Below are 14,470 nucleotides of genomic sequence, written 5' to 3' on the forward strand. Positions count from 1 at the left end.
CGGTATGAAAACGGATATGGCACACCTGGACGTGACGCTCGGCGACGTCATCGAGGCGGCCGACACTCTCCAGAACGACAAGCAGCAGGTCACGATCGAGGCGGTGCGCGGCCTGATCGGCGCCGGCTCGACCAAGACCATCCACCAGCACCTGGCCACCTGGCGCGCCAGCCATGCGAAACCGGTCGAGGCACCCAAGGCCGAGATGCCGCCCGAGCTGCTGGCCGAACTGAGTTGCTGGGCCCAGCAGTATGCGCAAGATGCCGGCGCCGGCATGCGCGATGCGCTGGCGCGCGCCGAAAGCGATATGGATGCGCTGCTCGCGGCCGGTAACGAACTCGAAGCCGAACGCGATGGCCTGAACGCCGAACTGAGCGATGCGCGGGTCGCGCGCGAACAAGCCCAGCTGATCGCGGACGAGCGCAACGAGGAGATCGAGCGCCTGACGGCCGAGCTGCGCAATGCGCGCCAGATCGCGGCGGACGCACTGGTCGGCAAGGCCAAGGATCAACTGGCGATCGACGGCAAGGATGCCCAGCTGGCCGACCTGCGCCAGCAGCTCGAGCGCAACGTGGCGGCCACCGCGGCCGAGTCGGATGCGCGCCTGCGCGCCCAGATGGAGCTGGTTGGGGTCACGACCGAGCGCGACAACCTGGCGGCCGAGATCAAGGAATTGCGCACCACGCTCGACAACTCGCGCACCGAACGCAGCAATCTGCGCGCCGAACTCGAAACCCTGCGCGCACGCAAATAAGCCTGCGCCGGATGAAATAAAAAAAGGCCTCGGTTCAGATGAACCGAGGCCTTTCTACTTGTGAATGACTGCCGCATGCGCCGCAGCCATTCCCTACAACATTACTCCTGCGTTGCCGCCGGCACGTCCAGCGTGAACGCCTTCAGGCCCAGCGCAGCGCTGCTCTGCTGGCGGATCTCGTTGGCGAAAGCCGGATCGTCGTTCAGCTTGCGGCCGTACGAAGGAATCATTTCATGCATCTTGGCTTGCCATGCAGGCGTTTCCAGCTTGTCGCGGAAGGCCGATGCCTTGAGCACCTTGAGCATGATCGGCGCGGCGGTCGAGGCGCCTGGCGAGGCGCCCAGCAGGGCGGTGACGGAGCCGTCGCTTGACGCAACGACTTCGGTGCCGAACTGCAGCAGGCCGCCCTTCTTCGGGTCGTCCTTGACGATCTGGACGCGCTGGCCGGCGTTAACCAGTTCCCAGTCTTCCATCTTGGCTTCCGGGAAGTATTCACGCAGCGTCGCCACGCGGTCTTCCTGCGAGTTCATCACCTGCTCGACCAGGTACTTGGTCAGCGGGATGTTGTCGATGCCAGCCTGCACCATCGGACGCACGTTGCCGGTGCCGATCGAGGCCGGCAGGTCGACCCACGAACCGTTCTTGAGGAACTTGGTCGAGAAGGTCGCGAACGGTCCGAACAGCAGGGCTTTCTTGCCGTCGATGATGCGGGTGTCGAGGTGAGGCACCGACATCGGCGGCGAACCGACCGAGGCCTTGCCGTACACCTTGGCGTGGTGCGCTTCGATCAGCGCCTGGTTGGTGGTCACCAGCCATTGGCCGCCGACCGGGACGCCGCCGTAGCCCTTGGCTTCAGGAATGCCGGTCTTTTCCAGCAGCGGCAGCGCGCCGCCGCCGGCGCCGATGAACACGAACTTCGCGCTCACGGTCTTGAGCTGGTTGTCCGCCAGGTTCTTGACGGTCACGTTCCACAGGCCATCCTTGCCGCGCTTGATGTCTTCGACTTGGCTGCGCAGGTTCAGGGTCATGCCGTGGGTGCCGGTCAGGTGCTTGACCATGCTGCGGGTCAGGGTGCCGTAGTTGACGTCGGTACCGATGTCCATGCGGGTCGCGGCCACTTTCTGGTTCGCGTCGCGGCCGTTCATGACCAGCGGCGCCCACTTGCGGATCGTCTCATGGTCTTCGCTGTACAGCATGCCCTTGAACAGGTTTTCCTTTTGCAGCGCGGCGTAGCGCTTGCGCAGGTAGTTGATGTTGTCGTCACCCCAGACAAAGGCCATGTGCGGCACGTTGTTGATGAAGGTGTTCGGCGCGCCCAGGTATTCCTTCTTGACCTGGTAGGCCCAGAACTGCTTCGAGATCTCGAACTGTTCGTTGATGTCGACGGCCTTCTTGGTGTCGATGGTGCCGTCCGGCATTTCGGGCGTGTAGTTCAGCTCGGCGAAACCGGAGTGGCCGGTGCCGGCATTGTTCATCGCGTCGGAGCTTTCGGCCGAGACCGAATCCATGCGCTCGAACATCTCGATCGTCAGTTCGGGATCGAGTTCCTTGAGCATGGTGCCGAGGGTGGCGCTCATCACGCCGGCGCCGATCAGGACGACGTCGACCGGCTTGTCATTGGAGGGAGCGGGGGCTTTGCTGCACGATGCAACGATGAAGCAAGAAAGGACAACTAGAAGCGAGGTACGCATACGAGTATCACCTGAAAAATGTTTGCGATGGCCTGGCATGCAATCAGATTTAAAAAGTTCAACGGCTCGGTAAAGGAACGTTTCCACACCGCCTGCTGGCGGTATCGAAGCACCGATAAGGAACGGGTTGTCGGGACCTGTCGCGATCATTGAAAACAGCAACAAAACTCGGCAACCGACGCAGTGCGAAGGCGAGGCAACGGTGAACTGGATGACAGTCAAACCGGCCTTGCAGGCAACACGGATATGACGCGCTGACATGGGTTGTCAGGCAGGCCAGTCGATATCCCTGGCGTCCATTGAGCGGGAAGTCCTATAGAGGACTGAGCGGAGTATAGCCCAAACAAATCAGGCTTGCGCGGGCCTCTATCGGTAAACGTGGCCCTCTCAGTATTCGACCTGTGGCGGACTCAGTAGTAGTACCGAGTCCGCGGTGGTGGAACGTCATCACGCCGGCCCCGCCGGCGTCATCGCCCCTCAAAAATGCGCTAGCCCAGGTTGATCCTGGGCGGCCGCGGACGCTGCCAGCCGGCCTCGCCAACGCTGTCAACGAAACAGATTCTCAGCTCGGACATGCCTTCCGAAACGAAGCAGATGCGCACATTTGCCTCCTGGCGGTCACGCGTGATGTACCACAGCGCTTCGCCATGCGCCAGGCCGCGGGTCGACACCCGGTGCACCAGCAGGTCAGCCTTGCCGCGAGCGACGAGGGCGACGCGCACCTGGGCTTCGCCGGGACTGGTGGTTTGATAAATGGTGGGCATGATATTTACTCCTTGCGCACCTGGATCGGGCGCGCGGTACTTGTTGATCATGAGAGAACGTCCCCGCCCTCGGTTGCGCAACGATGCGCAGGATAAAGGCTTGCTCGGCGCGCTGGATGATGTGTTGGTCGATCATCGACGGTCTTGTGCCTGTGCGAAAAATGGGGTCGGCTACGCTGTTCTTGTCACATTCCGGAACTGGTGCAAGAAGAGCTGGGCAGGCATGCCGCGCCGGTCCTCACCCTGGATCAGCAGGGTCTCGCCCGGCTGGAAGGCGTCGCGTCCTTCGCTGTGGATGCGGTCGTTCCGGATCCAGAACAGCGCGACGTCCAGCTGCAGGCCAAGGCGGCGCGCCTCGTCCTCGCTCACCTGCCGCACGCGCGGCCGCTGGCGCTGGCACTGGACGGTGGGCAGCATGTCGCTGGCGGCGATGCTGGCATTGGCCAGCCAGCGGCCGGCCTCGGCCACGGTATGGCCCGGCTGCGGCCGCAGCTCCACGATCAGCTCATTTCCGGCATCCTGCGGCAGGCGCCGCGTGAAGCCGTTCTTGAAGATGCTGAAGCGCGTCCGCTCCGAGCCGCTGCGCACCGTGTCCAGCCGCGCTTCCAGGTAGCGCAGGGCATCGGCGAAACAGCCGATGCAGTCACCGTGCAGATAAGGTTGCATCCGGTAGGGCACGGGACGCCCATCGAGCGCAGACAGGGCGCCGGCCGCCGCGGCCAGGGCGAGGTAGGCCGCGCGCGGGTGCGTGGCACGATCGGTGACGCAGGCCCCGAGCGGCGGCACGGCGGCGGCGATGGCGATGGCGATCGCGGCGGCGCGATGATGCGCGGCCATGCCGCTGAGCTCGACTTCCGGCGGCGCCTCGTCGGCGCGGCACAAGTCCTGCAATCTATTCCACAGACGCTCCACCAGCTCATCGAGACGATGATGCAGCCCCATCTCTCCATGGAATTCGGCGGCGCCCAGCCGCAGCATGGGCGGGTGATAGGCGGCCAGCGTCGGCCGGCCCTGCTCATCGCGCTCGACCCGCAGTAGCGGACAGCTGCGCGACGCTTCGGGCGAAGCGGCATGGGGCGCGGTGGCCACCAGTTCGACACGCGCGCGCCTGGTCACGTGGATACGCTGCGGGAAACCGCGCTCGTCCAATGACAGCGACAGCGGCCCGGTGTCGTCCGCGTGTGGATGGGTCACGAACGTGCCGTCGGGCAGCACGCATTCCAGGCGCGTCACCCGCAGCGTGCCCTCGGCCAGGGCGGCGCGGTCGATCTCGAGCGTATGCACGCCCCAGGCGTCGGGCTGGATGTGGTCTGACAAAGGGGGCATGACAGCCCTCACGATGTAAAGGCTGTAATCGGACGATTGCGCGCCAGGCTCCAGCCGGCGGATGATTTGCCAGTTGGATCGGTACCGACCAGCTGCGTGTCGTAGAACCACAGGATCTCGCTGAAATTGAGCTTGAACCGTTCGGTCGGCGCGTCATCTGGCTCAGTCTGTAGCTGGATCTCGCTGACCATGGCATCGCGCAACCAGATGGTCATCAGGTTGACGGTCTGGTCGCTTGCGCGGCACGCGAAATGCAGCTTGGTCGGCTGCTTGTCACCGCTGCCGAGCGGCTTGGCGCGCAGGCACAGGTCGTATAGCTTGACCGAGGTCCGATCGGTGTGCTTTACACAGGTGAACTCGGTGATGACCGGCCGGCCCGAGGTGCGCGCCGAGTTGGCGAGGTCGGTCGTCATCTGCTGCTTCATTCCCTGGTGCATGGAGACAAGCTGCAGGCACGGTCCGATTTCCTTGAATAGGGCGTTGTCACGCCACTGCTCGTCGATCTGGCTGTCGGCAGTCGTCCAGTCGCTTTTTTTCTTGCCGAATACCAGCTCGGGATCGCCCGGTTCCAGAAGTATCAGATCCATGCTATTGCTCCTTTCAGTGTTGTGGCGGCCTCAGGCTGGCAGGGGGACGACCAGGCGGATCGAGGTTGGCAATTCCTCGAACTGGAAGTGCGGCTTGATGAACACGATCGCGGTGTGACGATCGGGTTCACCCGAGGCTTCGGTCACCACCACATTGGCGGCGCGCAGCGGGAAAGTCGCCTTGACGTCCTGAGGCGCGTTATCGTCCAGCAAGACATAATGGGCAAGCCAATCGTTGAGCCGGGACTCGACGCCGGCGCGGGTCATGCCGGCATTCTTGCGCATGATGACATTGAAATAGTGCGCGAAACGCGATGCGGCCAATACGTACGGCAGCGTCGTCGACAAACCGGCAATGGCACGCACATCGGAAAAGAAGCGGGGATTTGGCGCGTGATCAGCCTGTCCGCCCACGAAGACCGCACTGGCCGTTCCCTCGAGGTGGTACAGCGGCATGAGACCGAGGGCAGCCAGCTCCTTATCGTAGCGGTCGGAAATCACCACCTCGGTCGGGCATAACGGATGGGCGGCGCCGGTATCCGGAGCGGCGCCGCACAGGGGAAAGTTCTCGACCAGGCCACCACCCTCGACACCGCGGATCGCCGCCGGCCAGCCGTACAGGGCGAAGGCATGGGTAACGCGTTCGGCCAGCACCCACGCCGCATTCCCCCACAGAAAATCGGTGCGTTCCGAACCGTCGTGGGGTAGCCGCAGCAAGACGCGCGGCAACGCCAGCGTCACGTAGCGCGACACGTCCTGCGCGCGCCATTCACGCCAGGACGTGAGCCCATGGGCCTGGAAGACGCTTTCCAGGTCGCGCGGCGGCGCCAGCGGGTCGACGCTGTCCAGCCCGAACCCACGGCATGAAGCGGCCGCGATGAAGGACGTATTCGTGCTGGCGGCAACCTCGGCAATCTTGCCCACGAGGGCCAAGTCTGCGCCGCCGGCGCCAAATTCGTAGTCGCCCACCAACAAGCCATACGGAAAACCGCCATCGACACCAGCGGCGGCATCACGGAGCATCCTGGCCAGGATACCCCGGCCGGATTCTGCCACGCCGTCCATGTCCTTGCACAGCTCGCTCTTTGCAACGTCGAGCACCTTCAGCCTGAGCAGCGGGCTCGTCTCGGTCCTGGACACCAGATAGTGCAAGCCACGCCAGCTCGCTTCCAACCTGCGAAAGGCATCCTGGCGCAGGATCGCCGACACTTGGAGCGACAGCAGCGCGTCAATCTGCGCCACGCGCTGGTCGATGGCGGCATTGCCCTGGTTCTGGTCCTTGAGCAAGCATAATTCATTGCGTTGGCTGTAGGCTTTACGCAAGGTCGGCAGTGCCTGCACGACGCTCAGCGGCGCAAAATCACCCATCGAATGGAAACGCAGAAATGCGTCTGCCTCGCCCAGCCCATCGAGCTCCGGCAGACTGAGGTCGATCGCCACGCCCGGCCCGATGCTGCGCATCACCTTATCGATACTGTTGCGGTCGATGTCGTGGATCGGTCGTTGCGCCAGCGGCACAGCATCGTCCTCCGGCAAGTCGCCGCGCAGGTCGGACAGGATGCCGACGATAAACGGCAGCTCTTCCTCTGCCTTGCCCCCAACGATATCGGCATCGTAGGTAATCCGGACCCGCGGGGCCCGAACACGCTTCAATCTGGTCTGTATGCTCTCAGTCATATCCTGGCTTTGCTATGGTCGGAAAACATCAGCACCTGAACGGCGTTATTTCCTATGGATCAATGATAATGGCATGATTTATTTGCCTCAAGGAAATATTACTCGTGAGGTATAGATTGTTGGTTATGTACAAATCCGATCGACCGTCCGCTCAGGGTCGCATCACAGGCGAGTCGAGCCGCTGCATCCGGTTCTCGGCCGCTTCCGGACGCCCGAACAGATAGCCCTGGAAGTGCGAGCAGCCTTCTTCCATCAGGCGCCGCAACTGCTCCTCGGTCTCCACGCCCTCGGCCGTCGTCTCGATCAGCAGGCTGCTCGAGAGACCCGTGATGGCGCGGATGATCGCCATCGCTTCCCGGCTCTGCCCGATCTCTTGTACGAACGACTTGTCGATCTTGATCTTGTCGAAGGGGAAGGAGCGCAGATAGCTCAGCGAGGAATAGCCGGTGCCGAAGTCGTCGAGCGAAATGCGCACGCCCAGCTTTTTGAGGGCCTTCAGGGTGCGGATATTGCCGTCGCTATTGTCGAGCAACACCGACTCGGTGATTTCGAGTTCCAGCCGCTCGGCCGCCAGGCCGGAATCGGCCAGCGCCAGCGCCACCATGCTCACCAGCTCGCTGCTCTTGAACTGGATCGGCGACAGGTTGACGGCGATCGTTTCGCCATTGGTCCAGGTCGCCGCCTCCTGGCAAGCGAGGTTGAGCGCGCGGGCCCCGAGCTCGTGGATCAGGCCGGTTTCTTCGGCGATCGGAATGAAGTCGATCGGTGGAATCGCACCGCGTTCCGGATGGCGCCAGCGGATCAGCGCCTCATAGCCCGAGATGCGGTTGCCGGCCTTCTCGACGATCGGCTGATAGTGCATCTGCAGCTCGCCGCGGTGCAGCGCGCGGCGCAGGTCGATCTCGATCTGGCGCCGCACCCGCGCCGCCGCCTCCATCTCGGGCCGGAACACTTCATGGCGGTTGCGGCCGTTGCGCTTGGCTTCATACAAGGCCATGTCCGAGTGCTGCAGCAACTGCTCGGCCGTGCTGCCGGCGGGCGTGGACAGCGCGATGCCAACGCTGATGCCGACCGCGAAGCTGTGGCCCTCGATCGAGAATGCCGGCGCCACCGCCTCGATCAGGCGCTGCGCTGCCTGCTGGGCTTCTTCCAGGCGCTTGACGCGCGGCAAGACCACGGCGAACTCGTCGCCGCCCAGGCGCGCCAGCGTGTCCTGGTCGCGCAGGCATTTGCGCAGGCGGCCCGCCAGCATTAGCAGGATCTTGTCGCCGAAGCCATGGCCATAGGCGTCGTTGATGTTCTTGAAATTGTCCAGGTCGAGGCACAGGATGCCCACGCCGGAGCCATCCTCCGCGCTGGACGCGAGCGCGCTCTCGAGGCGTGCGTTGAACAGGTTGCGGTTGGGCAGATTGGTCAGGCCGTCGTGCTGCGCCATGTGATGGATTTGCGCATAGGCGGCCAGCTCGTCGGTCACGTCTTCGGTGATGATCAGCACGTACTCGCCCTCGCCATTGGGCTGCTTGCCCGGCACCGTGCGGCTGCGCAGGCTGCGCGGGCCGACCGAGGTCTCCACCAGCACGGCGTCGTCCAGCCCGACCCTGGTGGGCGCCGCATGCGCCGTCTGGCGCTCGACGTACTCGGCCACGCTGGGGCTCAGGCAATCGCCGACGGCCAGGCCCTTCAGGTCGACATAGGCCTGGGCGAACAGGCGCTGTGCCTGCTGGTTGGCCAGCAGGATGGTACGCGATGCGACGTCCAGCACCAGCACGCTGGCCGGGATGTTGGCGATCACCGAATCGAGGAAGTCCGACAGCGAAGCCATCTGGCGGCTATAGGCTTCGGCCAGCTCCTTGGCCTCGACCAGCTTGCGCCGCTGCTGGTAGCGTTCGGTGATGTCGCGCGTGATCTTGGCAAAGCCGACCAGGACGCCGTCATCGTTGCGGATGGCGTCGATCACGACGTGGGCCCAGAATGCGCTGCCATCCTTGCGCACGCGCCAGCCCTGGTCTTCGAAGCGGCCGGTGCGGGTGGCGATCTCGAGATTGGTGTCGGGCAGGCCGGCATCCCGGTCCTCGGCGCCGTAGAAGCAGGCGTAGTGGCGGCCGACGATCTCGCCGGCGGTATAGCCCTTGGCGCGCTGGGCGCCGGCATTCCAGCTGGAGACGACGCCGGCGGGCGTGAGCATGTAGATGGCGTAGTCGACCACCCCCTGGACGAGCAGGCGGTACATCAGGTCGGGGTTCTCGGTGTTCATGGGCGTGGCATTGGAAATCGGAGCACCGGGCAGGCGCGGTGCGGCGCCCCTGATGACGGGGAAGGACGCACGAAGGCGGTCATCAGGAACCCCGACTATACAGGATTTAGTTCTTTCTAGAACTAACTATGGTGCTCGAGCAATACGTAACGCACTCCCGGCAGGGCGCCGCTAGGTGCGCACGTCCAGCCGCCATGCCGCGGGCGTCGCGCCGGTCATCTTGCGGAAGGTGCGGCCGAAGTGCACCGCGTCGGCAAAGCCGGTGGCCACGGCGACGTCCTCCAGGCGACCATTGGTGTTCAACAGCAGGTGCTTGGCGCGCTCGACACGCGCCTGCAGCTGCCACTGATAGGGCGCCAGTCCGGTCGACGCCTTGAAGGCGCGGCAGTAGTGCGACTGCGACATGCCGGCCAGTTGCGCGAGCGTCGCCAGCTCGACCCGCGCCGGCATCCTGGCCTCGAGATAGCCCAACGCATCCCTGAGCTGGAGCGCCGAGAGCTTGTATCCGCTGCCTTTGGCCGGCCTGGGCCGTTCGCAAAGCCTTGCGGCAATCGCCGCGGTGAGCGAGTCGCCGTAGAGCTGAGCGGTGGGATCGGGGTCGTCGATCGCCTCGGTCAGCAACCTGATTAGGGTCCACACCCGGTCATCCGAGAAGCGCAGGCGGGGCACGTCCATCGGTCCCGGCGAACCGGACATTGCCATGCGCTCCCGGAGCAGGCTTGCGTCGAAGCTGATCGCCGCGCACCGGAGATAGCGGGCATCGTCCGCATACCCCCATAGCGCCATCTCCGCCGGCACGAAATACATGGGCCGGGGAGTGTAAGGATGGGGATTGGGGACGGCGGGCGCCGACCTGGGTTCGGCGTAGCCCTGTCCGACCTCTTCGAGCTTGGTGCCGAGCCGGATCGACTCTTCGTGACGTTTCAGCTGCACCAGGACCCGGCCCGTGCAGGTGTACTCGACCAGCTCGACATTGACGCCGTTCCAGCGACGACTCGCGGTCGTCAGCATGGTCACGTTCTCGGGCAGCTCGCGTGCGTTCGACATACGAATGCCATCGCGGCTATGCGTGAGGGACCACGGGCCGCATCGTGCCCGCGTGAGGGAATTTGCCGTGGCGGTAAGCGGCATAATAGCCGGCCAGCTCTTCGGTGGAGCCGGCAATGAAAGGGCCTTTCGCCACCACCGCGATGTTCTGCGGCTGGCCCGCATACAGCAGCAGGCGGGCGCCATCGTCCCCGGCGCGCAACTGGAGCACGCTGTCACCGTCGCCCATCGGGCCCGTCCAGCCGACCGTGCCCGTGGCGAGTTTCTCGGCCGTCGCGCCGGCTGTTAGCTCTCCTTCGATCACCACCACGAAAGCGTTGTACGAGGCGGGAACAGGCGCGGCAAAGACTGCCCCCGGCGCCAGGCGGATGTCGACCAGGGTCACCGGAACCGCATTCAACGTCGGCGCCGCCGCGTTCCCCGACTTGCCGCTGTAGACCGTCGCCACGACGCCAGGTCCGGTGTGCACCGGCATCGCGGCGCGCCGCAGGACCTGCACCCGCGGCGCCATATTGCGCTGCGCCTCGGGCAGGATCAGCCACAGCTGGAACAGGCGCATGCCGCTGGACACCACCGTGTCTTCGGCATGGACGATGCCGCTGCCGGACGTCATCCATTCGACGTCGCCTTCCTCCAGCCGCCCACCGGTATCTTCCATGGTGCCGTTCAGCATGAAGGTGACGGTCTCGAGGCCGGCATGCGGGTGTGCCTCGCCAAACGCGCCTCCCGGCGAGACGTGGTCATCGGCCATCAGGAAGAAGGGATCGGTGGCAGCCAGGTCGCCGGGCGCCACCACCAGGGCGGCCTTGTGGCGCTCGCCGTCGAAGCCCGGGCCCAGTGGCGGAATGCGGGTGACACGATCGATCGTTCGTTCGAACATTGCTCTCTCCTCGTGGTGCCGGGCGGTCCGTTGCGCATCGGCGCCATCCCGATCCCGTTCATTATCCCTGGCTGCCCAAGCGCGATCTAGACACGAAAGTGGCGATGTCGTGTCGCGAAATGCGCAACGCGACCACGTCGAGCGACAACTCAGAACCGGTACTGCGCACCGATGCCGACGAAGCTCAGCGCATCGTCGGCGCCGGTCTCGCGCAGGAACCTGCCTGGCTTCCCGTAGGCGACCACCGCCGTCGAGGACCAGCCCGGGGCCGGCGTCCAGGTGGCGCCCAGCGATGCGATGGTGGCCACGTAGCGCGCCCGGCTGTCGCCGATGGGCCCGATCAGCCTGCCGTTGGGCGCATACACGCCGTCGCGGGTGCGGTGGCGCCAGAAGAAGTCGAGGCTGGCGTTCAGCTGGACCCGTGGCGCCAGTTGCATCGTCAGCGCCGGATGGATGTTGAAGAAGTTGCGTGGGCCGAGCGTCGCTTCGTCGCCGAAATAATTCCCGCGCGGGTAGATGGGATTGAGGGTGCCGAGACGGTCGTCGCCGGGGTCCTTGTCGCCGCTGGCGACGGCGAGGAGCAGCGCCGCCCGCGGCCGGCCCGCCACGCCATCGAAGGTGTGGCCCGTTTCCGTCGCGAGCGACCAGGCGCGGATATCGGCGTTGCCGAAGTGTCCGCCCTGCACGACCGATTCCCAGTCCCAGTCCCATGCTTCGCGGCTGCCGAACAGGCGGGCGCCGACCGACCAGCGGCGCTCGTGCGCCTCGCCCTGGACGTAGCGGGCAGCGGTGTCGTCATAGTGCAGGGCATAGAGGTCCCAGGAAGTGAGGCCGCCAGTGCGGGTCGCGTAGACGCCGCGCAGCTTCTGCGTCGGCAAGCGCGTGTCGTCGAAGCTGCCCGGCAGGTTCTGGCGCGGCGCCGCGGCGAAGGCGTCCACGCGCCAGGCGCCGCCCACCGCATAGGCGCGGACGGCCTCGAAGCTGCGCCGCACATTGGGGCCCTCGCGGGCGTCGATGACGCGCCCCCTCCCGAACTGCAGCTCCTGGATGCCGGCCCGGATGCCGACGCGGCCTGCGCCATCCCCGCTCGACTGCCATTCGGCGAACAGGTTGGTCGGGTCGAGCCGGTTCTCGTCCACCGGGGACGGGCCGGCGGCGCGGCCATTGGTGGTCGAGCTGGACAGCTGGGCGAAGCCGCGCCAGTGTTCGCCCAGGCGCAGGTCGGCGAAGATGGAACTGCGATGCTGCAGCACGCCCCATCGGTCCTGGGGGTCCAGCCCATAGCGCGGATTGCCGGTGTGCTCGTAGCGCAGGCGCAGGTCGCCGCCCAGCGTCAGGCGCACATGATCCGCGAGCGGGCGGTCCTTCCAGCATGCGGCGCGGCTGCCGCCATCGGCGCATCGCTGGCGCTGGGCCTCGACGTCGTCGTCGAAGCGCAAGGGCCGATACTCCGCCAGCGCGGCATCGGCCGCCAGCAGCAGGGGAATGGCGAGCCAGGCCGCGCGCACGCTCACCTTACCGGGCCTGGTAATAGCCGCCGAAGTGCTTGATCGGCGACCAGGCCGGCAGGATCTCGGGCAATACCGGCGACAGCGAGCCGTAGTCCTGTGCGCCGTACACCACCCGGCCATCCATGACCGTCAGGACCGAGGAAACGGACTTGATCTGGGCTTCCGGCACCGTAAAGTAATCCCGGTCCAGCAGCGCGAAATCGGCGAGGTGGCCGGGGGCGATCATGCCCATCTCGGACTCGGTATTCATGAACCAGGCCGCATTACGCGTGAACAGTTTCAATGCCTCTTCACGTGTGAGGCGATTGTCCTTGGCCAGGATCTCGGCGCCGGAGATCGACTTGCCGGACACCATCCAGCTGATGCCGATCCACGGATTGAACGAAGCGGCGCGGAAGGCATCGGTGGTCATGGCCAGCGGGATCCCGCTGTCGACGAGATGGCGCAGGCGCGGAGTCTGCAACGCCTTGTCGCGGCCATGGGTCTTGACGAAGCTGTCGCCGTGCAGCGCCATCTTGGTGTCCAGGGCGATGCCGCCGCCCAGCGCCTTCACCCGGGCGATATTGGCCGGACTGATGGTCTCGGCGTGTTCGAGGCTCCAGCGCAGGCCGTCGAGCGGCATCTTCTGGTTGAGCTTCTCGAGCGCATCGAGGAAGGGCGTGATGTTCTCGTCGTAGGTGATGTGCTCGCGGAAGGGAATGCGCCGCTGGACCAGCTTGGAGATGTCCCTCTCGACCAGTCGATGCATCAGGGCCGGCTCGATGATCAGCGCCGGACGGTCGAAGTTCTCGTGGTCGTGCACCTCCACCGACAGCAGCTCGCCGGCGCCCTGGTAGGAGTGGCCATGAGCCAGGTGCGGGTGCAGGTTGTGGCCGGGAGCGATCGGCGCCGTCTTCGTGATCGCCGTGATCTGCGCGTCCACCACATTGAAGTCGGCGCCATCGCCGAACTGGATGTCCATGAAGGGCATGCGGATGTTGAGGCGGTTGTCGCGGGCGAGGGCGTCCACGGTGCGCACGGCCTTGGGATAGCCACGGAAGCCCGTGCCCGCATCGACGATGGACGTGACCCCGACGCGGTTGAGACTATGGACAATCTGAACCAGCGAGCTCACCTCTTCGTCAGGCGTGAGCTGGGGGACCATGGTTTCCATGGCGATGAAGGTGAAGGTGTAGCCGTGGACCACACCGGTGTAGCGGCCTTGCGCATCCTTTTCCAGCTCGGTGCCCGGCAGGTTGGGGAACTTGTCGGTGCCCACGCCGAAGGCGTCCATCGCCAGCTGGTTCATGAAGCCGCGGTTGTAGGCGTACTGCACGATCAGGGGATGGTTGGGGACGGCCTTGCGCAGTTCGTCCACGGTGGGGAAGCGGTTCTCCTCGAACTGGTATGGCGACCAGCCGCCGACCACCTTGACCCAGTGGCCCTCCGGCGTGCGCTTGGCTTGCTCGCTCAGCATTTGCAGGGCCCGGCGCAGCGTCGGCACGCCGTCCCAGCGCAGGGTGTAGTTGTAGCCGAGTTCGTTGAGCACGTGGGTGTGGGCGTCGATGATGCCGGGGATGAGGCGGCGGCCGCGGGAATCGATGACTTTCGTGTTGGCGTTCTTCAGGCCCAGCACCTCGGCGTCGGTGCCGACCGAGTAGATGCGGCCGTTCTTGACGGCCACGGCCGAGGCTGAGGGTTGTGCCGGATTGCCGGTGTGGATCCTGGCGTTATGGACGATCAGGTCGGCGCCTGGCGTTTCTTGCTTTCCTTGTGCCTGGGCATTGGTGAAGCCGCTTACCAGCAGGCATCCGATCAGGATTATTCGTTTCAATCTCGTTCCCCAGTTATCGATGTATAGGACACCACGCTGCACCGGTCGCGGTCGGTGAACCGGACTCGGCAGCGGGGTGGTGTGATGGGGAAGAGGTTACCTATACGGTCCAGCGTAGTCACTGATCGTTCATGCTGTTCGCAGGACGATTCTGCTCATCCGTGCG

General features: G+C 65.1%; 11 protein-coding genes. 1 reads left to right on the forward strand and 10 read right to left on the reverse strand.

Features of this window, described 5'->3' with window-relative positions:
* Positions 1-16: 16 nt before the first annotated feature.
* Complete coding sequence (locus tag J3U95_RS12695; protein ID WP_229519812.1) at positions 17-754, forward strand: DNA-binding protein; 738 nt, start codon at positions 17-19, stop codon at positions 752-754.
* 101 nt (positions 755-855) lie between these two features.
* On the opposite strand, the gene mqo is transcribed toward J3U95_RS12695, so the two are convergent.
* The 10 genes from mqo to J3U95_RS12745 form a co-directional block, all read right to left on the reverse strand.
* Positions 856-2,445, reverse strand: coding sequence for a malate dehydrogenase (quinone) (mqo, locus tag J3U95_RS12700; protein WP_208278955.1), 1,590 nt, complete (start codon positions 2,443-2,445; stop codon positions 856-858).
* Positions 2,446-2,933: 488 nt separating this feature from the next.
* Entirely contained in the window at positions 2,934-3,209 is a 276-nt protein-coding gene (locus J3U95_RS12705; RefSeq protein ID WP_208278956.1) for a 7(1) septoil knot domain-containing protein, read from the reverse strand.
* 171 nt (positions 3,210-3,380) lie between these two features.
* The gene (gene tssK / locus J3U95_RS12710; protein ID WP_208278957.1) at positions 3,381-4,535 is read right to left on the reverse strand and encodes a type VI secretion system baseplate subunit TssK; all 1,155 of its coding nucleotides are present in this window, start codon (positions 4,533-4,535) and stop codon (positions 3,381-3,383) included.
* A gap of 8 nt (positions 4,536-4,543) precedes the next feature.
* Positions 4,544-5,122, reverse strand: coding sequence for a type VI secretion system tube protein Hcp (locus J3U95_RS12715; protein WP_208278958.1), 579 nt, complete (start codon positions 5,120-5,122; stop codon positions 4,544-4,546).
* A gap of 30 nt (positions 5,123-5,152) precedes the next feature.
* Positions 5,153-6,799 (reverse strand): type VI secretion system contractile sheath large subunit, encoded by a 1,647-nt coding sequence (gene tssC / locus J3U95_RS12720; RefSeq protein ID WP_208278959.1) that lies wholly within the window; start codon positions 6,797-6,799, stop codon positions 5,153-5,155.
* Positions 6,800-6,950: 151 nt separating this feature from the next.
* Positions 6,951-9,053: a sensor domain-containing protein gene (locus J3U95_RS12725; RefSeq protein ID WP_208278960.1), complete on the reverse strand. Its 2,103-nt coding sequence runs from the start codon at positions 9,051-9,053 to the stop codon at positions 6,951-6,953.
* Positions 9,054-9,224: 171 nt separating this feature from the next.
* Entirely contained in the window at positions 9,225-10,100 is an 876-nt protein-coding gene (locus tag J3U95_RS12730) for a helix-turn-helix domain-containing protein (protein ID WP_208278961.1), read from the reverse strand.
* A 16-nt stretch (positions 10,101-10,116) separates the two neighbouring features.
* A complete protein-coding gene (locus tag J3U95_RS12735) occupies positions 10,117-10,980 on the reverse strand; it encodes a pirin family protein (protein WP_208278962.1) in 864 nt (287 codons plus the stop codon).
* A 149-nt stretch (positions 10,981-11,129) separates the two neighbouring features.
* Positions 11,130-12,494: an alginate export family protein gene (locus J3U95_RS12740; protein WP_208278963.1), complete on the reverse strand. Its 1,365-nt coding sequence runs from the start codon at positions 12,492-12,494 to the stop codon at positions 11,130-11,132.
* A 1-nt stretch (position 12,495) separates the two neighbouring features.
* Positions 12,496-14,304, reverse strand: coding sequence for an amidohydrolase (locus J3U95_RS12745; protein WP_208278964.1), 1,809 nt, complete (start codon positions 14,302-14,304; stop codon positions 12,496-12,498).
* Positions 14,305-14,470 lie beyond the last annotated feature (166 nt).

The sequence above is a fragment of the Massilia oculi genome (genome assembly GCF_017582745.1).
GTDB lineage: Bacteria > Pseudomonadota > Gammaproteobacteria > Burkholderiales > Burkholderiaceae_D > Telluria > Telluria oculi_A.

Coding starts and splice junctions, on each gene's coding strand:
- mqo (WP_208278955.1), bottom strand. CDS start 2,445: ATGCGTACCTCGCTTCTAGTTGTCCTTTCTTGCTTCATCGTTGCATCG.
- J3U95_RS12735 (WP_208278962.1), bottom strand. CDS start 10,980: ATGTTCGAACGAACGATCGATCGTGTCACCCGCATTCCGCCACTGGGC.
- J3U95_RS12715 (WP_208278958.1), bottom strand. CDS start 5,122: ATGGATCTGATACTTCTGGAACCGGGCGATCCCGAGCTGGTATTCGGC.
- tssC (WP_208278959.1), bottom strand. CDS start 6,799: ATGACTGAGAGCATACAGACCAGATTGAAGCGTGTTCGGGCCCCGCGG.
- tssK (WP_208278957.1), bottom strand. CDS start 4,535: ATGCCCCCTTTGTCAGACCACATCCAGCCCGACGCCTGGGGCGTGCAT.
- J3U95_RS12705 (WP_208278956.1), bottom strand. CDS start 3,209: ATGCCCACCATTTATCAAACCACCAGTCCCGGCGAAGCCCAGGTGCGC.
- J3U95_RS12725 (WP_208278960.1), bottom strand. CDS start 9,053: ATGAACACCGAGAACCCCGACCTGATGTACCGCCTGCTCGTCCAGGGG.
- J3U95_RS12695 (WP_229519812.1), top strand. CDS start 17: ATGGCACACCTGGACGTGACGCTCGGCGACGTCATCGAGGCGGCCGAC.
- J3U95_RS12730 (WP_208278961.1), bottom strand. CDS start 10,100: ATGTCGAACGCACGCGAGCTGCCCGAGAACGTGACCATGCTGACGACC.